The 24,675-nt window shown below is 70.9% G+C and carries 25 protein-coding genes and 3 pseudogenes; 18 read left to right on the top strand and 10 right to left on the bottom strand.

What is annotated here, in order from left to right; genetic code table 11:
- Nucleotides 1-83 precede the first annotated feature (83 nt).
- Nucleotides 84-413 (top strand): DUF3618 domain-containing protein, encoded by a 330-nt coding sequence (locus IE225_RS08305; RefSeq protein WP_190056706.1) that lies wholly within the window; start codon nucleotides 84-86, stop codon nucleotides 411-413.
- Nucleotides 414-647: 234 nt separating this feature from the next.
- Nucleotides 648-953, top strand: a complete 306-nt coding sequence (locus IE225_RS08300; protein WP_373303147.1) for a GroES family chaperonin — start codon at nucleotides 648-650, stop codon at nucleotides 951-953.
- A 187-nt stretch (nucleotides 954-1,140) separates the two neighbouring features.
- Here IE225_RS08300 and IE225_RS08295 read toward each other — a convergent pair whose 3' ends face one another.
- Nucleotides 1,141-3,525 carry a transglycosylase domain-containing protein gene (locus tag IE225_RS08295; RefSeq protein WP_190056704.1) on the bottom strand — a complete coding sequence of 795 codons (2,385 nt, stop codon included), beginning with the start codon at nucleotides 3,523-3,525 and terminating at the stop codon, nucleotides 1,141-1,143.
- 208 nt (nucleotides 3,526-3,733) lie between these two features.
- Between IE225_RS08295 and IE225_RS08290 the strand changes: the two are divergent.
- The 4 genes and pseudogenes from IE225_RS08290 to IE225_RS08275 all read left to right on the top strand — a co-directional run bounded on the left by IE225_RS08290 (nucleotide 3,734) and on the right by IE225_RS08275 (nucleotide 7,304).
- Nucleotides 3,734-4,534, top strand: a pseudogene (locus tag IE225_RS08290) (ABC transporter permease).
- 82 nt (nucleotides 4,535-4,616) lie between these two features.
- On the top strand, nucleotides 4,617-5,381 hold the full coding sequence (locus tag IE225_RS08285; protein ID WP_190056846.1) for an ABC transporter permease: 765 nt from the start codon (nucleotides 4,617-4,619) through the stop codon (nucleotides 5,379-5,381).
- A gap of 6 nt (nucleotides 5,382-5,387) precedes the next feature.
- Nucleotides 5,388-6,482 carry an ABC transporter ATP-binding protein gene (locus IE225_RS08280; RefSeq protein WP_190056703.1) on the top strand — a complete coding sequence of 365 codons (1,095 nt, stop codon included), beginning with the start codon at nucleotides 5,388-5,390 and terminating at the stop codon, nucleotides 6,480-6,482.
- A 105-nt stretch (nucleotides 6,483-6,587) separates the two neighbouring features.
- On the top strand, nucleotides 6,588-7,304 hold the full coding sequence (locus tag IE225_RS08275) for a DUF1707 SHOCT-like domain-containing protein (protein WP_190056702.1): 717 nt from the start codon (nucleotides 6,588-6,590) through the stop codon (nucleotides 7,302-7,304).
- Between the two features lie 51 nt (nucleotides 7,305-7,355).
- On the opposite strand, the gene IE225_RS08270 is transcribed toward IE225_RS08275, so the two are convergent.
- Nucleotides 7,356-8,687: an SGNH/GDSL hydrolase family protein gene (locus IE225_RS08270; RefSeq protein WP_190056701.1), complete on the bottom strand. Its 1,332-nt coding sequence runs from the start codon at nucleotides 8,685-8,687 to the stop codon at nucleotides 7,356-7,358.
- A gap of 507 nt (nucleotides 8,688-9,194) precedes the next feature.
- Here IE225_RS08270 and IE225_RS08265 point away from each other — a divergent pair.
- The 3 genes from IE225_RS08265 to IE225_RS08255 all read left to right on the top strand — a co-directional run bounded on the left by IE225_RS08265 (nucleotide 9,195) and on the right by IE225_RS08255 (nucleotide 12,823).
- Entirely contained in the window at nucleotides 9,195-10,457 is a 1,263-nt protein-coding gene (locus IE225_RS08265; protein WP_190056700.1) for a DUF445 domain-containing protein, read from the top strand.
- 54 nt (nucleotides 10,458-10,511) lie between these two features.
- The gene (locus IE225_RS08260; protein ID WP_190056699.1) at nucleotides 10,512-12,011 is read left to right on the top strand and encodes an MFS transporter; all 1,500 of its coding nucleotides are present in this window, start codon (nucleotides 10,512-10,514) and stop codon (nucleotides 12,009-12,011) included.
- 185 nt (nucleotides 12,012-12,196) lie between these two features.
- Nucleotides 12,197-12,823: a hypothetical protein gene (locus IE225_RS08255; protein WP_308432457.1), complete on the top strand. Its 627-nt coding sequence runs from the start codon at nucleotides 12,197-12,199 to the stop codon at nucleotides 12,821-12,823.
- A 34-nt stretch (nucleotides 12,824-12,857) separates the two neighbouring features.
- Here IE225_RS08255 and IE225_RS08250 read toward each other — a convergent pair whose 3' ends face one another.
- On the bottom strand, nucleotides 12,858-13,175 hold the full coding sequence (locus IE225_RS08250; RefSeq protein WP_190056698.1) for a hypothetical protein: 318 nt from the start codon (nucleotides 13,173-13,175) through the stop codon (nucleotides 12,858-12,860).
- Between the two features lie 151 nt (nucleotides 13,176-13,326).
- On the opposite strand from IE225_RS08250, the gene IE225_RS08245 reads away from it, so the two are divergent.
- From IE225_RS08245 to IE225_RS33720, 4 genes and pseudogenes are all read left to right on the top strand, one after another.
- Nucleotides 13,327-13,749, top strand: coding sequence for an Hsp20/alpha crystallin family protein (locus IE225_RS08245; protein ID WP_190056697.1), 423 nt, complete (start codon nucleotides 13,327-13,329; stop codon nucleotides 13,747-13,749).
- 393 nt (nucleotides 13,750-14,142) lie between these two features.
- Nucleotides 14,143-14,589 (top strand): DUF2267 domain-containing protein, encoded by a 447-nt coding sequence (locus tag IE225_RS08240; protein WP_190056844.1) that lies wholly within the window; start codon nucleotides 14,143-14,145, stop codon nucleotides 14,587-14,589.
- Between the two features lie 182 nt (nucleotides 14,590-14,771).
- Complete coding sequence (locus tag IE225_RS08235) at nucleotides 14,772-15,593, top strand: alpha/beta fold hydrolase (protein ID WP_190056696.1); 822 nt, start codon at nucleotides 14,772-14,774, stop codon at nucleotides 15,591-15,593.
- A 350-nt stretch (nucleotides 15,594-15,943) separates the two neighbouring features.
- A pseudogene (locus IE225_RS33720) lies at nucleotides 15,944-16,594 on the top strand (ISAs1 family transposase); the annotation flags it as partial.
- A 60-nt stretch (nucleotides 16,595-16,654) separates the two neighbouring features.
- Here the strand turns inward: IE225_RS33720 and IE225_RS33715 are convergent.
- The gene (locus IE225_RS33715; RefSeq protein ID WP_268249993.1) at nucleotides 16,655-16,783 is read right to left on the bottom strand and encodes a hypothetical protein; all 129 of its coding nucleotides are present in this window, start codon (nucleotides 16,781-16,783) and stop codon (nucleotides 16,655-16,657) included.
- On the opposite strand from IE225_RS33715, the pseudogene IE225_RS33710 reads away from it, so the two are divergent.
- From IE225_RS33710 to IE225_RS08220, 4 genes and pseudogenes are all read left to right on the top strand, one after another.
- Nucleotides 16,746-16,994: pseudogene (locus tag IE225_RS33710) on the top strand (ISAs1 family transposase); the annotation flags it as partial. The gene IE225_RS33715 and the pseudogene IE225_RS33710 sit on opposite strands and share 38 nt — an antisense overlap.
- Before the next feature lie 30 nt (nucleotides 16,995-17,024).
- A complete protein-coding gene (locus IE225_RS32945; protein ID WP_229879345.1) occupies nucleotides 17,025-17,174 on the top strand; it encodes a hypothetical protein in 150 nt (49 codons plus the stop codon).
- A 157-nt stretch (nucleotides 17,175-17,331) separates the two neighbouring features.
- Nucleotides 17,332-18,081 (top strand): hypothetical protein, encoded by a 750-nt coding sequence (locus IE225_RS08225; RefSeq protein ID WP_190056695.1) that lies wholly within the window; start codon nucleotides 17,332-17,334, stop codon nucleotides 18,079-18,081.
- A gap of 262 nt (nucleotides 18,082-18,343) precedes the next feature.
- Nucleotides 18,344-19,156, top strand: a complete 813-nt coding sequence (locus IE225_RS08220; RefSeq protein ID WP_190056694.1) for a DUF6177 family protein — start codon at nucleotides 18,344-18,346, stop codon at nucleotides 19,154-19,156.
- 99 nt (nucleotides 19,157-19,255) lie between these two features.
- Here IE225_RS08220 and IE225_RS32940 read toward each other — a convergent pair whose 3' ends face one another.
- From IE225_RS32940 to IE225_RS08200, 4 genes are all read right to left on the bottom strand, one after another.
- Nucleotides 19,256-19,750 (bottom strand): DUF6023 family protein, encoded by a 495-nt coding sequence (locus IE225_RS32940; protein WP_229879323.1) that lies wholly within the window; start codon nucleotides 19,748-19,750, stop codon nucleotides 19,256-19,258.
- Between the two features lie 118 nt (nucleotides 19,751-19,868).
- Complete coding sequence (locus tag IE225_RS08210; protein WP_190056693.1) at nucleotides 19,869-20,303, bottom strand: DUF6086 family protein; 435 nt, start codon at nucleotides 20,301-20,303, stop codon at nucleotides 19,869-19,871.
- Nucleotides 20,304-20,418: 115 nt separating this feature from the next.
- Nucleotides 20,419-20,649: a DUF397 domain-containing protein gene (locus IE225_RS08205; protein ID WP_373303145.1), complete on the bottom strand. Its 231-nt coding sequence runs from the start codon at nucleotides 20,647-20,649 to the stop codon at nucleotides 20,419-20,421.
- Entirely contained in the window at nucleotides 20,646-21,494 is an 849-nt protein-coding gene (locus IE225_RS08200; RefSeq protein ID WP_190056692.1) for a helix-turn-helix domain-containing protein, read from the bottom strand. Before IE225_RS08200 ends, IE225_RS08205 begins: the two co-directional genes overlap by 4 nt.
- Nucleotides 21,495-21,659: 165 nt before the next feature.
- Here IE225_RS08200 and IE225_RS08195 point away from each other — a divergent pair, with 165 nt between their 5' ends.
- Nucleotides 21,660-22,343, top strand: a complete 684-nt coding sequence (locus IE225_RS08195; RefSeq protein ID WP_308432456.1) for an ATP-binding protein — start codon at nucleotides 21,660-21,662, stop codon at nucleotides 22,341-22,343.
- 74 nt (nucleotides 22,344-22,417) lie between these two features.
- Here IE225_RS08195 and IE225_RS08190 read toward each other — a convergent pair whose 3' ends face one another.
- A complete protein-coding gene (locus IE225_RS08190; RefSeq protein ID WP_190056691.1) occupies nucleotides 22,418-23,116 on the bottom strand; it encodes a KpnI family restriction enzyme N-terminal domain-containing protein in 699 nt (232 codons plus the stop codon).
- A gap of 420 nt (nucleotides 23,117-23,536) precedes the next feature.
- Nucleotides 23,537-24,463, bottom strand: coding sequence for a helix-turn-helix domain-containing protein (locus tag IE225_RS08185; protein ID WP_190056690.1), 927 nt, complete (start codon nucleotides 24,461-24,463; stop codon nucleotides 23,537-23,539).
- Between the last annotated feature and the right edge of the window lie 212 nt (nucleotides 24,464-24,675).

Below are 24,675 nucleotides of genomic sequence, written 5' to 3'. Positions count from 1 at the left end.
AACGGGGGGTGCCGACAGTGCGGCGCGGCGGAGAGCTGACAGACTGTCCAGCACAGGCAACAGCGGACTTCGGAGGCGGTACGGTGGCGGACACCTCGGACACCAGGACCCCGGCGCAGATCGAGGCGGACATCAGGCGCCGCCGCGAGGTGCTGGCCGAGACGCTCGACGAGATCGGGGTGCGGGTGCACCCGAAGACGATCGTGGGGGATGCGAGGGCCAGGGTCGTCTCTCATGTGGATCACACGTTCGGTCGGGCTTATGTCCAGGTCAACCGGGCGGTGAGCGAGGTGCGGGCGCGGTTCACGGACGAGGACGGGGCGCCGCGGCTGGAGCGGATCGTGCCGGTGGCGCTCGTGGTCGTCGGGGTGGTCGGGCTGCTGGCTCTGGGTACCCGGCGGCGCCGGGACTGACGGGCTGCGGCGGGTGTCGGCGGGCATGTCCGGCACGGCCCCTGCGGGCACGGTCCGCACGGGTGCCGGTGGGCGCGGTCCGCACGGGCGGCGCGGGCGTGGTCCGGCGCGGGCGGCGGCGGACTTCGGTGAGCGTCGACCCGGCCGCGCACGGATGTGCGTGGGGCAGGTAGGTTCGAGGGTGTGAGCGCCAACAGAAACGAGACCCCCCAGCACGACAAGCTGCCCATCCGGATGCTGCACGACCGGGTGTTGGTGCGGATGGACACCAACGAAAAGGGCGAGCGGCGTTCGGGTGGCGGCATCCTCATCCCGGCCACGGCCGCGGTGGGCCGCCGCCTGGCCTGGGCGGAGGTCGTGGCCGTGGGGCAGAACGTCCGGACGGTGGAGCCGGGTGACCGGGTGCTGTTCGATCCGGAGGACCGGGCCGAGGTCGAGGTGCGGGGTGTGGCGTACGTGCTGATGCGCGAGCGTGACCTGCACGCCGTGGCCGCGGACCGGTTCGAGGGGTCGGAGGACTCGACCGGCCTGTATCTGTAGCCGCCTGCAGAACGGCCCGCGGAGCGTCGGGTGTGGGCGGCGGGGCCGGTGGCCTGTGGTCACCGGCCCCTTTGCCGTGCCCTTTGCCGTGCCCTTTGTCGTGCCCTTTGTCGTGCCCGCGGACGCGGCACGGGCCGTGCGGCCCGCCCGGCCCGCGGGCCGGGCGGGCCACTCCCGGCGGGCCGGGTCACTCCCGGCGGGTGGTGAGGCCCTGCAGGCCGGCGCCGGTGGTGGTGCCGCCGGCCGGCTGGTCGCCGCCGGTGCCTCCGGTGCCGGTGTCGCCGGCGGTGGTGCCTCCGGTGGTGGTGCCGCCGGTGTCGCCGCTCGTGGTGCCCCCGGTGGTGGTGCCGCCGGTGGTGCCGGTGCTGTTTCCGCCGGTGGCGGTGCCCGTGGTGGGGGTGCCGCCGTTCTGGCCCTGGGGGCCGCTCGGGGTGGGGCTGGTGCTCTGGCTGGGGCCGCCGGTGGCGGGGGTGGAGGTGTCGCCGCTGGGGGTGGAGGGCTGCTGCTGGGTGGGTTCGGTGCTGGGTGCCTGGGTTTCGGCGGCGCCGCTTTGCAGTTCCAGGTCGAAGTCGCTGACCGGGGTGCCCTTGAGGGCGTCCCGGGTGAACTGCGCCCAGATCTGCGTGGGTGCGCCGCCGCCGTTGACGCGTTCCAGGCCCATGGCGCCGTAGAGGGGCTTGTGGGCGGCGGTTTCGGGGTCCTGGCCCATGACGGAGACGACGGTGGCCAGGTCGGGGGTGTAGCCGGCGAACCAGGCGGCGGTGTCCTCCTCGGCGGTGCCGGTCTTGCCGGCGGCGGGGCGGCCGGCGGCCTGGGCGGCGGTGGCGGTGCCCTTCTGGACGACGCTCTGCAGGACGGAGGTGGTGGTGTCGGCGGCCTCGCGGCTGACGGCCTGCCGGGTCTTCCGGCGGGGCAGCCTGATCTCCTGGGTGCCGTCCTTGGTGACCTTTTCGATCATGGTGTAGGTGCCGTGCTTGCCGTGGTTGGCGAGGGTGGCGTAGGCCTCGGCCATGTCGAGGACGCTGGCGGTGGCGGTGCCGAGGGCGATGGACGGGTAGGGCTGCAGGTCGGGGGTGTGGGCGGGCAGGCCGAGGTCGATGGCGGTCTGCTTGACCTTGGCGGGGCCGACGTCGACGGCCATCTGGGCGTAGACGGAGTTGACGGACTTGTCGGTGGCCTCGCGGACGGTGATGTCGCCGTAGGAGGCCTCGTCCTCGTTCTCGGGGGCGTAGGCGCCGCCGCTCCAGCCCTGGACGGGGCGTTTGTTGGTGCCGTCGTAGACGGTGTTGGGGGTGATGGGGCGGCCGTCCTGGGTGGTGGAGCCGTGTGCGACGGCGGCGGTGAACACGAGCGGTTTGAAGGTGGAGCCGACCTGGAAGTCGCGGCGGGTGGCGTTGGGTGTGTACTGCTTGACGTAGTCGATGCCGTTGTACATCGCCACGACCTTGCCGGTCTTGGGGTCGACGGCGGCGCCGCCGGCGCGGACGTAGGTGTCGACCTTGCGGTGCTTCTTGTCCAGCTTGCTCATGAGCTGGTCGTTGACGGCCTTGACGAAGGCGTTCTGCTTGCGCTTCTGCAGGGTGGTGGTGATGCGGTAGCCGCCGGCGTCGAGCTGGTCCTCGCTGACGATCTTGTTCTGGGTGAGGTAGTCGCGCACGATGCGGACGAGGTAGCCGCGCTGTCCGGACAGGCCGGCGGAGACGGTGGACTCCTTCGGCACGGGGAACTTCATCCCGGCGCGCTGCGAGGCGCTGAGCCAGCCCTTTTTGACCATGCCGTCCAGGACGTAGTTCCAGCGGGCGACGGCGGCGGCCTTGTTCTCGGGGTGGGCGATGACGTCGTACTGGCTGGGGGCGTTGACGAGGGCGGCGAGGTAGGCGGCGCGGGCCGGGTCGAGGTCCTTGGCGTCCACGCCGTAGTAGGCCTGGGCGGCGGCCTGGATGCCGTAGGCGTTGCGGCCGAAGAAGCTGGTGTTGAGGTAGCCCTCGAGGATCTTGTCCTTGCTCTCCTCGCGGTCCAGCTTGATCGCGATGAAGAACTCCTTCACCTTGCGGGTGACGGTCTGCTCCTGGGCCAGGTAGTAGTTCTTGACGTACTGCTGGGTGATGGTGGAGCCGGACTGCTTGCCCTTGCCGGTGGCGGTGTTCCACGCGGCGCGCAGCATGGCCTTGGGGTCGACGGCGGACTCGGTGTAGAAGTCGCGGTCCTCGGCGGCCAGCACGGCGTGCTGGGCGTTCTTGGAGACCTGGGCGAGGGTGACGTTCTCCCGGTTGATCTCGCCGTCGCGGGCGATGACCGAGCCGTCGGCGTAGAGGTAGACGTTGGCCTGCTTGGTGGCCAGCGCGTTGGCGGGCGGGATCTTCACCAGGGCGTAGCCGAGGAAGAACGCGCCGATCAGCAGGACGACGCCGACGACGGCGGCGGCGAGCAGCGTCCGCCAGGTGGGGACGAGCCGGCGCCAGCCGGTTCGTTCGGGGCGTGTGGGCCTGTCGTCCTGCGGATCGTCGGCCGCCGGCTGCTCACTGGGTGCCCAGCCCTCGTTCGGCTGCTGCGGCTGCGGCTCGTCGCTCATCTCGTGCACGGACTCCTGTGTCGTCGTACGTTCGCATGCCGTACGCCCTCGTACGTCTGCTGCGTCCCCCTCCGTACAAGACTGTCGCACCAGGTGCTTCCGTTCCCGCACCGGGCACTTCGGTCCCGGAAAATGCGTGGCCGGCCGCACCGTGCGCGCATTAGGCTCCTGCGCTTCGGTGGCGGACGGCCCCGGGAGGGTGGTCGGTGTGGGTGCGGGACGGCTGTACCTGACCGTCGCGGCGGGGAGCTTCAGACGGTACGCGACGTACCGGGCGGGCACTGCCGCCGGGGTGTTCACCAACACGGTTTTCGGCCTGATCCTCGTGTGCACCTACCGGGCGCTGTGGGAGGCGCGGCCGCATCTGGGCGGGTACGGGCAGGGGCAGGCGCTGACGTACGTGTGGCTCGGGCAGGCGCTGCTGTCGACGCTGGCGATCGGCGGCGGCGGTTTCGAGGGCGAGTTCATGGAGCGCATCCGTACGGGCGATGTCGCGATCGACCTGTACCGGCCCGTCGACCTGCAGGTGTGATGGCTGGCGAACGACCTGGGGCGGGCGGTGTTCCAGTTGGCGGGGCGCGGTGTCGTGCCGTTCCTGGTGGGGATGGCGTGCTTCCCGCTCGCCGTTCCGGGGGATGCGCTGACCTGGGCGGCGGGGCTGGTGGCGGTGCTGCTGGGGATGCTGGTGAGTTTCGCGCTGCGTTTCCTGCTGGCGCTGAGCGCCTTCTGGCTGCTGGACGGGACGGGCGTGACGCAGATCGTCTGGCTGGCCGGATTCTTCTGTTCCGGAATGCTGCTGCCGCTCAACGTCTTCCCGGGCGAGCTGGGGCGGGTGGTGCGGGTGCTGCCCTGGTCGTCGCTGCTGCAGGCGCCCGCCGACGTCCTGCTCGGGCACGCCGATCCGCTCGCCACGTACGCCTTCCAGGGGGCGTGGGCGGTGGTGCTGCTGGCGGCGGGGCGGCTGGTGACGGCGGTGGCGGTGCGGCGGGTGGTGGTGCAGGGTGGGTGAGGCGGCGCGCGGGTGGTGGTGCAGGGTGGGTGAGGCGGCGCGCGTGGGGCAGGGGCTGCGGGTCTACGGGCTGATCGCGGGGATGTGGGTGCGGTCGACCATGGCCTACCGCGCCTCCTTCGCCATGACGCTGGTCGGGAACTTCGTGGGGGCCGGGCTCGACTTCGCCGCGATCGTGCTGATGTTCTCCCGGGTGGACGTGCTCGGCGGCTACCGGCTGCCGGAGGTGGCGTTCCTGTACGGGCTGTCGGTGCTCGCCTTCGGCCTGAGCGATCTCGCCGTCGGCTCGGTGGAGCGGCTGGGCGTGCGGGTGCGCGACGGCACGCTGGACGTGCTGCTGGTGCGGCCGGCGCCGGTGCTGGCACAGCTGGCCGCCGACCGTTTCGCGCTGCGCCGGCTGGGCCGGTGCATGCAGGGGGCGCTGGTGCTGGGCTGGGCGCTGGCGGAGGTGGACGTCGCCTGGACGTGGCCGAGGCTGCTGCTGGTGCCGGTGGCGGTGGTCAGCGGTGCGGTGATCTTCGCGGCCGTGTTCGTGGCGGGCGCCGCCTTCCAGTTCCTGGCGCAGGACGCGGCCGAGGTGCAGAACGCGTTCACCTACGGCGGTGTCACGCTGCTGCAGTACCCGCCCACCGTCTTCGCCGGGGAGTTGGTGCGCGGGGTGACGTTCGTGCTGCCGCTCGCCTTCGTCAACTGGCTGCCCGCCTGCTACGTGCTGGGGCGGCCGTATCCGCTGCACCTGCCGGTGTGGACGGCGTTCGCCCCGCCGCTGGTGGCGGCCGGCTGCTGCGTGCTGGCCGGGGCGGCGTGGCGGGCGGGCCTGAAGTCGTACCGCAGCACGGGGAGTTGAGCGGGGATGAGGGAAGCGAGTGAGCCGGGGGAGCGGGAGGGGCTGAGCGCCGTGAACGAGCCGGGGGAGCGGGAGGGGCTGAGCGCCGTGAACGAGCCTTTCATCGAGGTGGACGGCGTCGAGAAGGTCTTCGACGTCCGCCGCAGGACCGGGTTCCTGCGGTGGGAGCGGCGGCGGGTGCGAGCGGTGGACGGCATCTCCTTCACCGTGGCGCGCGGCGAGATGGTCGGCTGCATCGGGCCCAACGGCGCCGGGAAGTCCACCACGGTCAAAATGCTCACCGGCATCCTCACGCCCAGCGGCGGCCGGCTGCGCGTCGCCGGCATCGACCCGGCCCGCGAACGCACCCGCCTGGCGCACCGCGTCGGCGTGGTGTTCGGGCAGCGCACCACGCTGTGGTGGGACCTGCCGCTGATCGACTCCTACCGGCTGGTGCGGCGCATGTACCGCATTCCGGCGGCCCGTTACCGCGAGAACCTCGACCGCTGCACCGAACTGCTGGGACTGGGCCCCCTGCTGGAGGTGCCGGTGCGGCAACTGTCGCTGGGCCAGCGCATGCGCGGCGACATCGCCGCGGCCCTGCTGCACGACCCGGCGGTGCTCTACCTCGACGAGCCGACCATCGGCCTGGACGTCCTGTCCAAGGCCAGGGTGCGTTCTTTCCTGAAGGACCTCAACGCCGAGCGCGGCACCACCGTCCTGCTCACCACCCACGACCTGCAGGACATCGAGCAGCTGTGCGGCCGGGTCATGGTCATCGACCACGGGCGGCTGGTGTACGACGGTTCGACGGCCGGACTGCGCGAGGCGGGCGGCGGCGAACGCGTCCTTGTCGTCGACCTGGAGCGTGAACTCCCGCCCGTCCAGGCCCCGCCCGCCCGGGTGGTGCGGGTGGAGGGCCCGCGGCAGTGGCTGGCCCTCCCGGCGGGGGAGCCGGCCGCGGCCCTGGTGGCAGGGATCGCGGCCCGCTATCCGCTGGTGGACCTGTCGCTGCGGGAGCCGGACATCGAGGCCGTGATCGCCACCATGCTGGGCCCGGCGGAAAAGGGCCCCGCGGCCCCGGGCGAGCGGGCCGCGCGGGCGCAGGACGCCGTTCCGTAGCCGGGCGGGTGCGGGGCGCCGTCTCGTAGCCGGGCGGGTCGTGGGCGGGCGGGTGCGGGGGGCCGTCTCGTAGCCGCGCGGCGGGTGAGCTCGTAGGCTGCTGTCATGACCGACGACGCCCTGGAACTCCGGGCCTCCGACGCCGATCGCGAACGCGTCGCCGACATCCTGCGCGAGGCCCTGGCGGAGGGCCGGCTGGACATGGCGGAGTTCGAGGAGCGGCTGGAGGCGACGTACAAGGCCCGCACCTACGGCGACCTCGCGCCGATCACCCGCGACCTGCCCGCCCCCGGGGTCACCGCGCCCGTCGTGTCCCTGACCAAGGGACCGGAGGGGCAGGGGAGTTGGGCGAGCCGGATCGTGGACGGCGAGGGCTCCTCCACGGGGGCCGTCGCCGTGCTGTCCGGGTTCGAGCGCAAGGGCCGCTGGACCGTGCCGAAGCGCTTTACCTGCTTCGCCTTCCTGGGCGGCGGCGAGCTGGACCTGCGCGAGGCGAACTTCGCCGACCGCGAGGTGGAGATCACCTGCATCGCCGTCATGGGCGGCGTGCAGGTCGTCGTGCCGCCCGGGGTCGAGGTCGTCGTGCGCGGCTTCGGCCTGATGGGCGGCTTCGAGCACCCCGAGGACGGCGGTTCCGGCGACCCCGGCGCGCCCCGCGTCGTCATCTCCGGGTTCGCCTTCTGGGGCGGCGTCGGCGTGGAGCGCAAGCTGCCGCGGGCGGAGCAGCGGCGGCTGAAGGAGCAGCGGCGCCAGGAGCGGCTGGAGCGGCGGGCGGAGCGGCGGGAGCTGCGGGGCCGGGACGCGGACGCCGAGGGCCGCTGAGGGACACCGGAGGGGGCGGGGCCGCCGCCCCCCGGCACGTGCCCGCGCGCCCTACAGCTCCGCCGGCGCCGACCCCTTCAGCTCCCGCAGGTCGAACACCTCCGCCATCCGCGCGTACCCCGCGTCGCTGGGGTGCAGGTGGTCCCCGGAGTCGTAGTCGGCGCGCAGCCGCTGCGGGGCGTAGGGGTCGCGCAGCGCCTTGTCGAAGTCGACGACGGCGTCGTAGACCCGCCCGGAGCGGATGCGGACGTTGATCTCCTGCCGCACGGCCTCGCGCTGCGGGGTGTAGCCGCGGTGGCCGCCGAACGGCATGAGGGTCGCGCCGATCACCTTCAGCCCGCGGGCGTGGGCGTGCGCCACCAGGGTGCGCAGGCCGGCGACGATCCGGTCGGGGTCGGCCGTGCCGGGGGTGCGCAGGATGTCGTTGACACCGAGGTCGATCACCACGACCTTGACGTTGGTGCGGCCCAGCACGTCCCGGGTGAAGCGGTTCAGGCCGCTGGGGTTGTCCGCGGGCCGGCCCAGGCCGTCGGTGAGGACGCGGTTGCCGCTGATGCCCTCGTTGACGACGCTGTAGCGCGGCGCGTCCTGCCCGGCGGCGACGGCGGCGCGCAGCCGCTCGGCCAGGACGTCGGTCCAGCGGTGGTTGGCGCCGGTGGTGGAGGTGATGCCGTCGGTGAGGGAGTCGCCGAGTGCGACGACGGTGCCGTCGGCCTCGTTGCTGAGCACGTCCAGGGCGGTCAGGTAGCGCCAGTAGGGCGTCTGCTCGGTGTAGGGGGCGCCGGTGACGTCGTCGGCCTGGTCGCCCCGGGCGAGGTAGGAGATCTGCCGGGCGTGCGGGTGGTAGGTGACCGGCCCGGAGCCGGTGGGGGAGTACGTCGTGACGAGCACGTCGGCGCCGGTGGGGATGCGCAGGCGCACGGCGTCGCTGACGATCTGGCCGCCGGCCGGGACGACGGCGGTGGTGGTGCCGTTGAAGGTGAGGCGGCGCAGGGTGCCGGGCTCGGCGGCCGGGGTGTTCCCGGCGGCGGCGACGGCGATCGTGGCGTGGGTGACGGTGAGTGGCGCGGAGCCGTAGAGATTGGACAGCGTGATGCGGGCACTCGTACCGCCGACGCCCGCGTGGACGACGTTGCGGATCGAGCGGTCCGCCATCCCGGTCGTCTCCGTGCCGGGCTCGGCGGCGGCCGGCGAGGTGGCCCAGGCGCCGACCCAGGTGCCGGTGGAGGCGGGGGCGGCGGAGTCGCGGGGGACGCGACCGGTGGCGAGGGGCCCGGCGGGGCGGCCGTCGTCGGAGGAGACTCCGACGTATATCGCGGCGGAAACGACCACGATCAGCGCGATGATCGCGGTCAGCAGGGCATAACCGTGACGCTTGGTCATGCGGATGTGTGACTCCTCGGGCGACGGAGCCCGGGGCTCCGGTTGATCACCCCAATGATGAGGCATGGGGCGAAGGGGAGGTGAACGGACCCCCCATGGGGCCACAGGAGTTCGACAGGTGACTCCCCCGGTCCGGATAGACGCCGGGAACTCTCGCTTCGTTCCCGGAGTCGGTCAGAAGGGACAATGTGTGCGGGAGATCACGGACGGGTGATGCGGATGGACGGCACGACACCGGGCACCAGGCCGGCGGAAACCGGACCGGCGGAAACCGGGCCGGCGAGGACCGGGCCGGCGAGGACCGGGCCGGCGAGGACCGGGCCGGCGAGGACCGGACCGACGGAGACCGGACCGACGGAGACCGGACCCGCGGGAAACGGGGCCGCGGGAACCGGGCCCACCGGAACCGGGCCCGCAGGAACCGAACCCGCCGCGGGGGCCGAACCCGCCGCGGGGGCCGAACCCGCCGCGGGGGCCGGGCGGACGGTCCCCGCCGCCGTCCGCGCCATGACGGCGTTCACCCCGGCCGACGAGGAGCGCCGGCGCGGCGTGCGCCGCATGAAACTCACCGCGGCCGGGCTGCTGCTGTTCGTCGCCGTCGTCTACACCCTGGCCACCTGGGCCCGGCACGCGGGCGCCGGCCCCTGGGCGGGCTACGTCGCCGCGGCCGCCGAGGCCGGCATGGTCGGCGCGCTCGCCGACTGGTTCGCCGTCACCGCCCTCTTCCGCCATCCCCTCGGCCTGCCCATCCCGCACACCGCGATCATCCCCACCAAGAAGGACCAGCTCGGCGTGTCGCTGGGTGAGTTCGTCGGCGAGAACTTCCTCTCCGCCGACGTCGTACGGCAGCGGCTGCGCGCCGTCGGCATCGGCCGCCGCTTCGGCGCCTGGCTCGCCGAGCCCGAGCACGCCGACCGGGTCACCGCCGAGCTGTCCACCGCGCTGCGCGGCGCGCTGACCGTGCTGCGCGACTCCGACGTGCAGGCGGTGGTCGGCGAGGCCGTCACCCGGCGCGCCGCGGCCCAGGAGGTCGCGCCGAAGATCGGCACGATGCTGGAGAAGATCGTCGCCGACGGCGGCCACCGCCGCGCCGTCGACCTGGTCGTCGCCCGCGCCCACGACTGGCTCGTGCTGCACCGCGACTCCGTGATGGACGCCGTGCAGGGCGGCGCGCCCGGCTGGACCCCGAGATTCGTGGACCGCAAGGTGGGCGAGCGGGTCTACAAGGAGCTGCTGCGGTTCGTCACCGAGATGCGGGACATGCCCGGCCACCCCGCGCGCGGCGCCCTCGACCGCTTCCTCACCGACTTCGCCGCCGACCTGCAGTCCGACGGCGACACCCGGGCGCGCGTGGAGCGCCTCAAGGGCGAGATCCTCGGCCGCGGCGAGGTCCAGGACCTCATCGCCTCCGCCTGGACCGCCGTACGCGCCATGATCGTCTCCGCGGCGGAGGACGAACGCAGCGAACTCAGGCTGCGCGTGCGCGCCTCCCTGCTCTCGCTGGGCACCCGCATGGCCACCGACCCCCGCATCCAGGGCAAGGTGGACCGCTGGGTGGAGGACGCCGCCGTGTACGTGGTGACCACCTACCGGACCGAGGTCACCTCCCTCATCACCGACACCGTCGCGGGCTGGGACGCCGAGCACACCACCCGGAAGATCGAGGCGCACATAGGGCGCGACCTGCAGTTCATCCGGATCAACGGCACGGTCGTCGGCTCCCTGGCCGGCCTGCTGATCTACACGGTGTCGCAGGCGCTGGGCGCGTGAAACCGCCAAGCGGCGGGAACCCGATGGGAGTTCCGCTCGAGGAGGAGGGAGCCCATGGCCACCGCCGAGGCCGACACCGGCCGTACCGTCACCACCGACATCCCCGCCCGTCTGGACCGCCTTCCGTGGTCACGCTGGCACTGGACCATCGTCATAGGGCTCGGCACCGTGTGGATCCTGGACGGCCTGGAGGTCACGGTCGTCGGCAACATCGCCGGACGCCTGTCGGAACCCGGCAGCGGCCTGCCCATCTCCTCCGGAGAGGTGACCGGTCTCGCCGCGGCCCTGTACGTGGCGGGCGCCTGCCTGGGCGCCCTGTTCTGGGGCCGCCTGACCGACCGGTGGGGCCGTAAAAAACTCTTCATGATCACCCTCGGGGTGTACCTCGCGGCCACCGCCCTGACCGGCCTGTCCTTCGACACCTGGTGGTTCCTCGCCTTCCGGTTCCTGACCGGCTTCGGCATCGGCGGCGAGTACGCGGCCATCAACTCCGCGATCGACGAACTGATCCCCGCCACCCACCGCGGGCGCGTCGACCTCGTCATCAACGGCAGCTTCTGGCTCGGCGCCGTCGGCGGCTCCCTGCTGTCGATCGTCGCGCTGAACACCGCCATCCTGCCCAAGGACGTCGGCTGGCGGCTGACCTTCGCGCTCGGCGCCGTCCTCGCCCTGGTCATCCTCCTGGTACGGCGGCACGTCCCGGAGAGCCCGCGCTGGCTGCTGATCCACGGCCGGGACCGGGAGGCCGAGGAGATCGTCGCCTCCATCGAACGGCAGGTCCAGGAGGGCCGGGACGAGCCGCTGCCCCGCCCCCACGGGGAGATCACCATCCACCAGCGGCGCAACGTCACCTTCCTGGAGATCGCCCGCACCCTCTTCGCCGACTACCGCCGGCGCACCGTCCTCGGCTTCGCCCTCTTCATCGGGCAGGCGTTCCTCTACAACGCCATCACCTTCGGCTTCGGCGCGATCCTGACCAAGTTCTTCGACGTGCCCACCGGCGACACCGGCTACTACTTCGCCGTCATCGCCGTCGGCAACTTCTGCGGCCCGCTGGTCCTCGGCCACCTCTTCGACACGGTCGGCCGCCGGGTGATGATCTCCTCGACGTACCTGCTGTCGGGCCTGCTGCTGTTCGGCACGGCCTGGCTGTTCGACCGCGGCGCGCTCAGCGCCGGCACGCTGACCGCCTGCTGGTGCGCGGTGCTGTTCTTCGCCTCGGCCGGCGCCTCCAGCGCCTACCTGACCGTGTCCGAGATCTTCCCCATGGAGACCCGGGCGATGTCCATCGCCTTCTTCTACGCCCTGGGCACCGCCGCCGGCGGCATCAGCGGCCCGCTGCTGTTCGCCAACCTCACCAACACCGGCAAGGTCGGCGACACCGTCCTCGCCTTCCAGATCGGCGCCACCCTGATGTGCCTGGCCGGCCTGGTCGCCGCGGCCCTCGCGGTCAAGGCCGAGCGGCGCTCCCTGGAGGACATCGCCAAACCGCTGACCGCGGCGACCGTGAAGCCGACGGCCGCGACCTCCCGGACCGCGCCGAAGACCGCCTGAACCCGGGAGAAGCCGGGAGAACCCGGGAGGGTGTCCTGCCCGGACCTGCCTGGACCCGCCCGGACCCGTCCGGGCCCGGGCGGCCGGACGTCCGACGGGGAACGGGGACGGAGTACGCGTACGCAGCAGGCGTCTGAGTACGCGTACTCTGTCGCGTCCGCGGCCGCCCCGAGACGCTCGTACGCATGACCGAGAGCGAGACGACTGGGACAGACACGAGCGGAACCGAAACAACCGAGACGAGCGGAACCGAGGTGGCCGGGGCGTGGACGGCCGAGACGACCGGAACCGGGACGACCGGAACCGGGACGACCAGGACCGAGACGGCCGGAAAGCCGCCGCGTCTCCTGCGCCCGCTACGGAGGTGCTCCTGGCCGGAGCGCTGGCTCACGCGCGTCCTCGGCGCCGCCCTCAGCGCGGCGGCCTACCTGGCCTGCATCCCCTGGGACCCGCGCAACCGCGCCGCCGCACCCGGCGCCGTGAACGAGACCAGCCCCGTGACCATGGCCGGTGTCGCCGCCCTCGCCGCGGTCCTGCTGCTCCTGGCGGCCTACTTCGGCCACCGCGACAGATTCCCCGCCGTGCCGCTGCTGCTGGTGGCGGTGCCGCCGTCCGCCCTGCTGTACGTCTCCCTGCGTGCCCACCCGCCCGTGGAGCCGGACGGCCTGACCGGCCTGTGGCCGCTGGCCTGGGGCTTCTTCACGTTCTTGATCGCGGGCGGGGTGCTGGTCGGCGGCGCGGTGGGCCGGGCCCTGCGCCCGCCGGACCCGGAGGAGGCGGAGGAGGGGGTGTTCTCGGCGGGACGGTGGTGAGGGGACCGGGGCCGCAACCCGCAACGAGCGGGGATCAGGCGTCGGCGTCGGCGCGACGCCGGTCGGCGACCGCCCAGGAGGCGAGCGCGACCGCCCCGGCGACCCCGAGGACGGACGGCCAGGCGCCGACCTTCTTCGCCAGCGGGTGCGACCCGGCGAAGGCGGCGAGATACGCCGCCGTCAGCGCGCCCGCGGCCGGACCGCCGGCCCGTCGGCGCCACTGCTGCGCCGCCGCGGCGCCCGCGGCGGCCAGCACCGCGCCGCCGAGCTGCCGCTTCCCCGTCCACCGGGCCGCGCCGTACCCGCCGATCAGTCCGCCGGCCGCGACCACTGCGCTGGGAATCCTCGTCATGCGGCCGAGCGTAGCCCCCGGCCCGCCCGCCCGACCGAACCTGAGCCGATCCTTGTCAATTTTCCTCCTCGGAGTTATACAACAAGCAAAGGAACAAGCAGAGGGCATCGCACAGCAGCGCTTTCCGACGTGCCGAAGGGAGTGACCTGTGATGCTCATGCGCTCCGACCCGTTCCGTGACCTCGACCGTCTCGCGCAGCAGGTTCTCGGAGCCGCCGCCCGTCCGTCCGCGATGGCGATGGACGCCTACCGTTCCGGGGACGAGTTCGTCGTCCACCTCGACCTTCCCGGCATCGACCCGGACTTGTTCGACGTGAACGTCGAACGCGACGTGCTCACCGTCCGCGCCGAGCGCCGTTCCCCCGCCCCCGAGAGCGCGGAGATGATCGCCGCCGAGCGCCCGACGGGCGTCTTCACCCGCCGGCTCTTCCTCGGCGACACCCTCGACACGGACGCCATCGAGGCCTCGTACGACGCGGGCGTGCTCACGCTGCGCATCCCGGTGGCCGAGCAGGCCAAGCCACGCAGGATCCAGATCAGCGCCGGCGGTGACCGCAAGCAGATCGGCGGCTGACCGCCGTACCCCCGCATCGCACCCCTGAACCGCATCCCTGAGGACCGCACCCCTGAGGACTGAGGACCACGCGTCCCGCGGGCGGGCCCGCCCCGGCCTGCGGGACGCTCACTCCTGCCCGCCGAGCGGCCGGCGGGCAGTCGGACCCGGAGAAGGAGCCCGCAGATGAGCGCGACGACGGTGCCGAGCGTGACGATTCCGCGAGTGACGCTGCCCGGTACGACGACGCCGCCCGGTACGAAGACAATGCCCGGTACGACGACGATGCCCGGCGCGGCGAACCGCGGCGCCCCGGGCGAGACGGAGACGCTGAAGACGTTCCTGTCCACCACCCGCCCCGCCCAGTCCCCCCGGCCCGCCCCGCCCGCTTCACCCGCCTCACCCGCCTCGTCCGTGTCCCCGGCGGCGGGCGCACGCCGGCGCCCGGACGACCGCCCGGACGACCCGGCGTGGACCCAACTGGTGGACGAGGTACGGGAGGCGGGCCAGTACACCACCCGCTCGGAGGCGGAGAGCGTCATCCGTGTCGTGCTGTCGGCCCTGGGCGGCCACGTCGTCGGCGACGAGCGCGTGGACCTCGCCCGCGCCCTCCCCGAGGAGGCGGCCCGGGTCGTGGCCTCCCAGATCCCCGCCACCCGCCCCCTGACCGCCGCCGAGTTCGTCGACTCGGTCGCCGCCCGCATCGAGGGCGCCACCCCCGCCACGGCCCGCTGGGACGTCAGCTCCGTCCTCAGCGTCCTGCCCGCCCTCGTCGGCGACGACCTGATCGACCGCGTGATCGCCCAACTCCCGCCCGGTTACGCCCTGCTGTTCGGCCGGGCGGAACTGAGCGGCACGTGACACGGACGCCGCGACGGCGCGGTGCCGCGACGCCCTGACCCCTCGGCGCCGCGACCCCTCGGCGCTGCGACACCGCGGCGTTGCGACGCGCCTCGACACCTTGACGCCGCGGACCGGCCACCGCCGGTGAACGAACCGAAACCCACTGGCGGTGGCCACCCGACCCGGGCCACTCTGGCCCCGTGCCCACCGCCCCGCCGACGACCCTCCACCGCCCCGACGGCACCCGCCTCGCGTACGAGGTCCGCACCCCGCCCCGTCCGCCGGCCTCGACCGTCGTCCTCCTCCACGGCCTGGCGGGCCACCGAGCCGAATGGGACTTCCTGGCGGCCTCCCTCACCGCGGCCGGCCACCGCACGATCACCTACGACGCGAGAGGCCACGGCGACAGCACCCGCCGCCCCCCGACGACGACCCGAGCCGCCCACGTCGCTGACGCCGCGGCCCTGATCACCTCCCTCTCCCCGCCCCCGGTCACGCTCGTCGGCCAGTCCCTGGGCGGCCACACCGCCCTCCTCCTGGCGGCGACCCACCCCCACCTGGTTAACCGCCTAATCCTCCTGGAGGCGGGCCCGTGGCAGGCGCCCGCGGACCTCCCCGACCGCATCGCGCACTGGCTCGACACCTGGCCCGTCCCCTTCCCCACCCTCGCCGCGGCCACGGCCTTCTTCGGCCACGAGGCGTGGGCCAGGAGCCTGGAACACCGCGCGGACGGCTGGTGGCCGCGTGTCGACAGGGACGTGATGGTGGAATCGGTGCGGGAACTGACGACACGGGACCACTGGCCGGAGTGGTCCCGCCTCCGCTGCCCGACGCTGGTGATCAGGGGCGAGAACGGCACGATGCCGGAACCGGACTTCCACCGCATGCGCACCCACCCCACCACCCACTGCGTGACGATCCCGAACGCGGGCCACGACGTCCACCTGGACCAGCCGGCAGCAGTGCACGAAACGATCGAGGACTTCCTGAAATTCCATCACCCCAAACCCACCGCCCCCTGAACCCACAAACCGCCACCCGCCCCCCGCCATCCGGCGGCGCACCACCCCATCCCACGGCCCCGCCCCCATCACCGCATGGCCGGAACACCGCCCCGCAGGCAGAACCACGTTGCTCCCGCAACCACCACCTGATACCCCTGAAAGCCCGAATGCCAGTGCCTGATGCGACGCTGGACACGGCAGAGGAAACGTAACGTCACAGAGAAACACGGGGGTTGACGTCAGGGCTCCGTCAAGTTCCGTGCTTGCGTGGAGGGTTGACGATCAGGCCGGTAGGGGCGGATAGCAGAGCAGGCACGGGGGTTCGTGATCATTGTGGTGTCGAAGCCAGATGATCACGAGGACGTCCCGTGCCTGCTGTTGCATCCTCCCCTATCCCTGCCGTGCTGGAGAAGCCGGGTCCGCTGGATGCGGACCGGATCGCTGACCTGGGCCCCTACCTCGAATCGGTTCCGGATCCGCGCTCACGCCGGGGCCGGTGGTACTCGCTGACGGCGATCTTGCTGATGTGTGCTTGCGCGGCCGTCTGCGGCGCGAAGAGCATCGATGAACTCGCCGAGTTCGGCGAGCGGGCCACGGACTCGCTGCTGGCATCCCTCGGGGTACGCCGTCACCTGCTCGGCTGGCGGCGCAGCCCCAAGCCGGTCACTCTCGGGCGCGTCCTTCAGGCACTTGACGGCGACGCCCTGGACCAGGCCGTGGGCGCCTACCTGGCCGACCGGCACCGCATCACCGCGTCCGCGGACATGCCCGAGACCCGATCGCGGCAGGTCATCGCCGTGGACGGCAAGGCCCTCAAGGGCTCAGCCCGCCTGGCCGCGCCGCGGCGCCACCTGCTCTCGGCGGTCACCCACGACCGCGTCGCCACGATTGCCCAGGTCGAGGTCGGTGCAAAGACCAACGAAGTGCGCCACTTCAAACCCCTGCCGGCACCGCTCGACCTCGCCGGCACCGTCGTCACCTTCGATGCCCTCCACTCGGTGAAGGCCAACATCACCTGGCTGGTCGAGACGAAGAAGGCCCACTACATCGCCGTCATCAAGACCAACCAGCCCACCCGCCTACGTCCAGCTCGCCGCCCTGCCCTGGACCTCGATCAAGGTCCAGCACACCGCCTCCGCCACCGCCCACGGCCGCCGCGAGTCCCGCTCGATCAAAACCTGCGCTATCGCCGACAACCTCGGCGGCATCGCTTTCCCCCATGCCCACCTCGCCATCCGGGTCCACCGCCGCCGCAAGCCCACCGGCCGGCCCGAAACCCGCGAGAACGTCTACGCGGTCACCAGCCTCGCCGCCCATCAAACCCGCCCCATCGACCTCGCCGCCGCCATTCGCGGGCATTGGGGAATCGAAAATTCTTCCCACTACATCCGAGATGTCACGTTCGCCGAGGACGCCTCGACCATTCACACCGGCACTGCACCTCGCGCCATGGCCACCATCCGCAACCTCGCCATCGGCACCCTGAAGATCCTCGGAGCCGACAACATCGCCAAGACCACCCGCGCCATTCGCCACGAACCCGAACGAGCACTCGCCATCCTGGGCATCACCAACAACCCGGACACTCACGGAACTTGATCAAGCCCTGCCACTGAGGGAGATCTCGAGTGTGGAAATCCGGTACGAGGAGGAGGAGGAGGGGTCGCTGTCGCTGGGAATTTTACTCCGCCGAGCAGCTTGCAGCGAAGCCGATGCTTCAACGTGACTACCTCGGGCCAGGTGTCGGGAATTATCGATGACGTACAACTTCTTCACTGTCGACCGGTTGCAGCCGCCCCGAATCGCTGATGCGCTGATCTCCTGCCTTCACGTGGAACAGGGAGCGGTGGACGTCGCCGACACGGACGGCGATCAGGAGAATCGCAACTGGGATGCTCTCGTCACGTGCGACTACTCGTATGTCGACGGCGACGTCTCACTGGCCCTGGACATTTACGTCCAGGAAGCCGTCACCCCACAGCCGCCCGAGCCGGAGACGGCCTCGGCGTTCGCGGCGGCAGCGCGGACCATCGTCCTCTACCCGGCCGAAGAAAACATCCCCAGCGCATACTGGCTGGTGACTCCCACCGGTCTGGTGACCCGTGCCCGGCTCATGGCTTCGGACGACGAGACTCCCGAATACTCCATCGACGCTGTCGAAGTCGCCGTTCCTCAGCTTCCCCGTGCTCGCGTGATGCAGCTTCCGGAGATCGTCCGCGAGCAGTATGTCCCCACGCCGGCCACCAAGGAATTCGTTCTTGCTCTGGCCGCCCTTCGGGAAGCCAGGACAGCCACTCCGATCAATCGCTCAGTGATGAAGCAGGAACTCCTCTGCGTCATGCCCGAGAGCTCCTTACGGAGTGGGAAAGAATGGTGCGCTTCATGGAGTCGGACTGGCAGCCTGCTGGGCGCTACCCAGCAGAATTGTACGGCGCGGCGCTACGGGCACGGGATCACCTCGCGCGACTGTCGGCGAACCTACCGAAAGCCGCGGCCGACCTCCTGACCAGGGTGGTGGACGGAGTCGACAAAGAGTTCAGAAAGCGCACGGAACCAGACGACGCCCGGGCAGCGAACGCGGGTATTTCGGCATCTTCCGTCGATGCGGAGAGGCGCGGATGGTGGTGGCGTCGCAAACCTCTTGTCTCGCCGTGGAGTGAGGGCTGAAGCGAAGCATCCGTAGGTGCCGTGCAGATTCTGGCACTGGTGCCGGCGACGGCCCGGAGATCGAGGTTCTCAGCCAACGCTTCAAACTCTCAAGGATTTCTGTGACGCGGGACATCATCGTCCTCACCCCGAGAATGCCGAACCCCGAAACCCTGCTGGCCGAAAGCGACCTCCTCACCGACCGGTCCGTCGTCGTCCTCCACGACCGTCCGATCCTGGCCGCCACCACCTGGCTGACCGAACTCCTGCGCACCGCCGCCCGGACCGGCCGACACCTCTACCTCGTCACCCCGCCCGGCACCCGCCTCCTCCTCGGTGATGCTCTGGAAGCCGCCTGGCAGACTCTCACCGGCGAGCCACCCGCTGAATGGTCCACCGCCGAACCGGTCAACGTCCCCTGGTCCCGCCGTCAGTTGACCGACCTGGCCCGCACCCGCGCCCGCGGCGGCTCACCGACGTGGACGGTGGCCGTCGGCGCCTCCGGCCGTCCGGCGATCGCCGCCGTACGCGTCGTACGCACCCGCCACGGCGTCGAGGAGCACATCACACTCGCCCTCGGCTACGGCGCCGGCCAGAGCGTGCCGCTGGATCTGCTGCCCGGCCTGGCGGAGGAACTCGCCACCGGACACGGCCTCGCCACGATGATCACCGAACTGCGGACGGCACGGGCCGACCTCACCACCCCGGCCCACTTCGAGCCGCCGCCGATCCCCGTCTCGCTCACCCTCGGCCCGGACGCGGTGGCCGATCTCGGCCTCGCGCGTGCCCGCAGCGCCTTGTCCGGCTTGGCCCCCGCGGAACTCGGGCCCGCGGCTCGCCCGGGCCTTCACTGTGCCCTCGGCGACGGAACCGACCCCGCCGCCTGGCAGCGGCTGAAGCTGGTCAACGAGCAGTTGAGCGGTAAAGGGAGGTGAGGCCGCCTGCGGACGCCAGCGCGGTCAGGAAGCGAAAGACCCGTCCGACATGATCGGGCGCTTCCCGGAAATGATGCCGGGAAGCGCCCTGTGCTGAGCTCACATGGCGTCGAGTCGCCAGGCGATCACGCCGGTCGATCCCTCGGCACCGTCCACGTTGATGCGGACAGCCTTGTCCCCGATGATCCGCTGCTGGACCACCGAGTCATCGCACGGCACGGTGGCTTCCGTGCCGGCGCTCGCGGGAACGAACTCCAACCGTGCGCTGCCGCTGCCCACGCATACGAGGTTGAGCCTGTAGCTCTTCCCTTTGCTCAGCGCGGGCTCCGTATGGACGCCGTCGCCCACGCGCTCTGCGCCGGCCTCGACCAGCGTTCCGCCATGGATTGCGGTGAGCGCCGCCTGAGCCTGCTCGGTGAGCTTCCTCTCCGACGGCTCGGCTGCTGCCCGAGTCGAACCGGGAGGAGGGGACGGCGAGGCATGCGCGTCCTTGCCCCCGTCGTTGCCGGACGTCGTGCACGCGGTGATCAGGAACGCCGATACCAGGACGACGCTCCCGGCGAACCATGCCGTCCGCGGGCTCGAATGAGTCACGCCGTCCTCCCAGCCTTGTCTGTCGTTGATGTCCGTCGTCTGGTCGGTTGCTACGGCCGTGTCGTCGGCAGGTCTGTATGTCCTCTGCACCCTCGGACAGGCCGTCCACGCATCGGCATCACATGGCACGGCTCAGTTCCCGTGCTCTCTCCCGTAGCCGTGATGCCCAGATCTCACCCGTCGGCGGGGCGGACGACCCGGTGAGGCGCGAAACCTGTACGTCCTCCACCGGACTGCCGGAAGCGGCACTCGGCCCTGCGCAGTCCACGGTGATCCCGGCGCGGTCTGCCAGGGCCAGCACCGTGGCCGTGAAGCCTTCGAAGAGGGCCAGCATGACGGGGTGGCGCGTGTTTTGCTGCCGCTCCAGCAGGGCGTTGACGAAGACCTCGAACTCGGCCGGATCGATCCGGCATTCGTCGTTCACCATCGGCCCGATGCCCGATGGAATCCCTACTTCCGCCTCGAACACACGGACTTGACGCAGAAACAAGCGGGAAACCCCGTTGGAGGGGTTCCACAGCGTCTCGTTACCCATGTCGAAGTACTGGCTCATCGCCGCCCCTCCGTTGGTCCGGCTCGTCCGGCGGGGCGGCGTAGCCATCCGGCGCCGTGGCTTTGCCGGGTCGTCGGGATGAGAAGCCGATCCGCGCCGGCACGGCGCACGGTCGTCAGGGAAGCTCGCTGCCCGCCAGGGCCTGCACGAAGCGCCGCCAAGGCTCGCGACGAACGGCGATGACGGGCCCGCCCGTGCGTTTGGAGTCACGTATCAGTGCGTCGTCGCCGGTGAGGGCGCACTCGACGCACTCACCGCCGGCGCCGTTGCTGTAAGACGACCTGACCCACATCAGGCGGCCCGGCTCCAGCTCCGGCCTTGGCTCCCGGGGGTTCGTGATGCTCACTCTGCGTGCTCCTTCAGGATGGTCTTGATCAGTTGGACGGAGCGCTGAGGGCTCAGAGCCGCGGCGCGGAGGCCGTCGAACGCCCTGGTGTATTCGCGGACATGATGCTCACCTTCCAGGTAGACGGCGTCGGTGATGCCGTCCCGGTACACGAGGTCCGGGTCCTCCGGGGCCGGGAAGCCCAACATGGTGAACGAGCCGGTGACCGGATAGGTGCCCGAGTCGAACGGCAGCACCTGCAGCGTCACGGACGGCAGTTCGGTGCTGTCCAGGACCTTTTCCAACTGCTCCCGCATCAGGGCGCGGTCACCGATGACGTGGCGGAAGGCCGCCTCGTTCACCACGAACCAGGCGTCGGGAGCCTCGGCACCGGTCAGCATGGCCTGGCGTTCCAGACGTACCCGTACGGCCCTGTCGATGTCCTCCGGGGACATCTGCGCGTCGCTCGTGTGGAGTTCGCGGGCGTAGGCCGCGGTCTGCATGAGGCCGGGGACCAGCTCGCACTGGTACTGCCGCAGGACCGAGGCGTCCTGCTCGAGCCCGATGTAGATGTTGAACCACTCGGGCACACCCGCGCCGTGCTGCTGCCACCAGCCGCGGATCTTGGCTTCTCTGGCCAACGACTTCAGAAACTCGCGCAGTTCGTCGCTGGTGCCGTAGAAACGGCACAGGGCGTCGATGTCGGAGGGCTGGACGCGGCCGCTTCCCGTCTCCATCCGGTTGACCTTGGAGCCGCTCCAGTCCAGCGCCGCTCCCACCTGGGCGCACGTGAGACCGCTGTGCTCCCGGAGCTTCTTGAGCTCGATCGAGAGACGACGACGGCGTGCTGTCGGCGAACCGGCCACCTCAACCCTCTTCCCTGTAGCGGATGTTCAGTCTCGCGCCAAGGGGCGGGATTGCCAATCACTCGGTAGTGGGAATCTCGCGCTGCACATTGCACGGAGGGATGCGCTGACACCACTCTGGGTGCAGCGACCCAGCGTCAGATTCGACGACTCTCCGTCACGGAGGTGGCGCTGGCCGAGGCGAAGGGAGCCTTCGTGATCCGGACGACGTGCAGGTCTTGCAGGCGGTGGAGCGTGACTTTCACCGCCGAGCCCGAGGGAGTGGCAGCTCTCCGCAAGGCCGTACGGACACATCTCGGGCTCTGGGGATTGCACGGCGTGGTCGACGAGGCCCAGCTCTGCGTGAGCGAGCTCGTCTCCAACGTCGTCACGCATGTCGGCCGCGGCACACCGGCCGGCCTCGCCGTGTCGGTGGACGGCGCTCGTCTGCGTATCGAGGTGCACGACCCGGACGTACGCGCGCTGCCGGCGGTCGTCCGGGCCGACGCCGAGAGCGAGGGCGGGAGGGGACTGGCCCTGGTCGACGCGGTGGCCGAACGGTGGGGGGTCCAGCCGGGCCCGGACGGCAAGGTGACCTGGTGCGAGCTCGCGACCGGGCGGGCGCCCACGGACGGCGACGCCGACGATCCGCGGATCACCCGGGCCGATGCGCTCCTCGGCCTGTACACCGCGGTGCGGTTTCCGCTGGGGCGGACGCCCGGCAGGCTCAGGCAGACGGTCATGGAGGAAGGCGTGATCGATGTCATCACTGACCTTCTCCGCTGGCTCGACGTCCACGGCTTCGACGCGGAGGACGTCCTGGACCGTGCTCAGACCCGGTTCGAGGCGCAGGTTCCCGGAAATGGGTGACCCGCTGAACCGTCAGGCCCAGCGGGGCGGCGCCAAGAGATACACCGGGCCAGTACCGGTCCGGAGCAGTCCAGTCACTCTTCCTCGATCAGTGCCCCCGCCAGCTTCAGCATGACGTCCAGCCTTTCCTCGCGCTCCAGACGTAGCCACTCGGCGAAGATCAGCTCGACCTCGTCACGTTCAGGCCGACCGGACTGCATGAGCCGGTAGAGCCGCCGCCTGTCCTCGCGGCTGCTGAGACCGCTCGCGCGTTCCAGGACTCCTTCCGGCGTCGGGCGGGCTCTCCCGGTACCCCTGATACCGGTGCTGCATCGCTGGCACTCGACACGGAGATTGGAAAGCTCTGTGTCTACCGGCTGTATCGGTTCCACAAGGTGGACGCTGAGCACTGCCTTCTGGTCGTCATCCGGATACGTTTCGCCGGCGCTGATACCGCAGCTCTGGCATGCGAACCCGGCCCTCTCGAGAGCTTCCCGGCGACGAGTGGCCGGGATTCGTGGCCGTGTGGACTGCTTCGGCTGCTCTCCCAGATCGATGCGGGTTCCGATGGCGGTGAGCCGGTACTCATCGGGTTGCAGCCGCGGGTCCGTCTTGTAGTTGTCGATCCGCCAGCCCAGCTCACGCAGGTCGCGCATGCGGCGATCTGCTTGGGCGACACCGGGAACGCCCTGGAACAGCTGAAGCTTGGTGAAGACGTTCCCCTCTCCCACCCCCGCCAGGAACTCGGCGACCCTGACCTTCGATGACCTTCTGACGGAGCGCTCGTTCGTCACCGTCTCCTCCTCTGCCGCACGTTGCCTTACCGCGCCGTCGTAACCCCTTCTGGTGACGGCCCGAACTATTGTACCGTCGGCACGTCAGCACGGTGGCGACGGCGCTGTTCGGCAACGTCCGGCGAAAGATCGTGATGGTAGTTGTTAAGGAGGTCAGGAGGCACTGATGGAGAGGACCAGTTGGGCCCTTGTAGCGGTGGGCGTCTTCATGGCAGTCAGGTGCGTGGGCAACGTCCTGGACCAGATCCCCATCCTGTCCGCCAAGGCAGAGAGGGCCATCGACGCGTTGCGCCGCCTTCGTGCTGCCTGGTGTGACAACGGTGAGCCGGCAGGGCGGGCGCAGCCGGAGCAGGAGAGCTGTGAGCAGGGCAGGAGCGCGCCCGCACGGAAGCGGAGCTGACGCTTAAGACGCGTCGGTGGTTACTCCACTGCTGCCTGTAGCAGCGTGCCGGCGTCCTTCGGAGCACCCTGTTCATGGAGCTCAAGTGCCACCCGCAGGACGTCGTGGTCTTGCCGGTCACGTCCGTAGATGTAGAGCAGGTTGTCGGCGAGTTTGTCCTGCTGATGCTCTCTGAGCTGGCGGAACAGGCTCGCCACCTCCATGGGGCTCAGCACGTCGGTGGTGTGCCGCAACAGCGTCAGTGCTGTGGCCTGGCTGCCGCCGTTATGCAGCTCTCCAGCGCGTCTAGCCACCTGTCGCGCGGCTGCCACGTCCCTCTTCTCGTTGCTCCTCTGCCGGTCTCCCCTGCGGCGGGGGACCGGCAGAGGAGCTGACGCCGCTCTGGCTACAAGACGTGCTTGCAGGCCGGCCTTGGCTGCCGTCAGCTTCGCGACGGCAGCTCTGAGTTCGGCAACTTCGCGCCGGAGTGCCTCAACCTCTGCCGCCCCCGCTGCGACTGCTTCCTGCAGGCCTGCGCGATCAGCCTGTGCTTCTTGAAGCTGCTTGTTGAGCGATTCCATGTCCGTCTTGAGCTCGACACAGCTGTGGCACCGCTCTGCTTCCGCTCGTTCGCGTAGCTCCAGCAGCTCGTCGAGGCTGATGCTGAGGCGGTCCTCGCCCCCCGCGTCTGTGCACGCCTTTTTGTAGATGTGTTCGACCGACTCAGGGCGGGGCACGTACTGACCGCTCAGGAACCTGGACAGAGAGCTTTCACTGCAGTTCACGTGCCGAGCAGCCTCTGCCTGGGTCGGCGCCTTCGCAGGCTGGCCTGACGACTTCGCGGGAGCCAGATGACGGCACAGCTCCTGGAGGGCCGCGGCGAAGGCCCGCTTAGCTGGCGGAACGTCACTGCTGAACTCCTTGTTTATCCATCTGTGGGCCGCTGTCGTGTCCTCGCCCCGCCCCATGCTGGTCTGCCTCCGTCTCCCCGTTGCCTGCCCTGGCCTGCGATGCCAAGGCGTGCCTTCCCCCCCAAGAGCTGCTCCAAGAGCTGTTGAGGTCTCGCAATTGTGCCTGAGCGTCGGCGAGTCGGCTCTTGCTATTTCTAGAGCAAGTGTTCCGTGGGTGGACGTCCTTTCGGGGTGTGGTGCGAGACTGAGCTCTGGGCCGCTCAGGAGCG

Source organism: Streptomyces echinoruber (assembly GCF_014651135.1).
GTDB classification, from domain to species: domain Bacteria; phylum Actinomycetota; class Actinomycetes; order Streptomycetales; family Streptomycetaceae; genus Streptomyces; species Streptomyces echinoruber.
The sequence above is the reverse complement of the archived record's forward strand: the minus strand, read 5'-3'. Positions and strand labels throughout refer to the sequence as shown.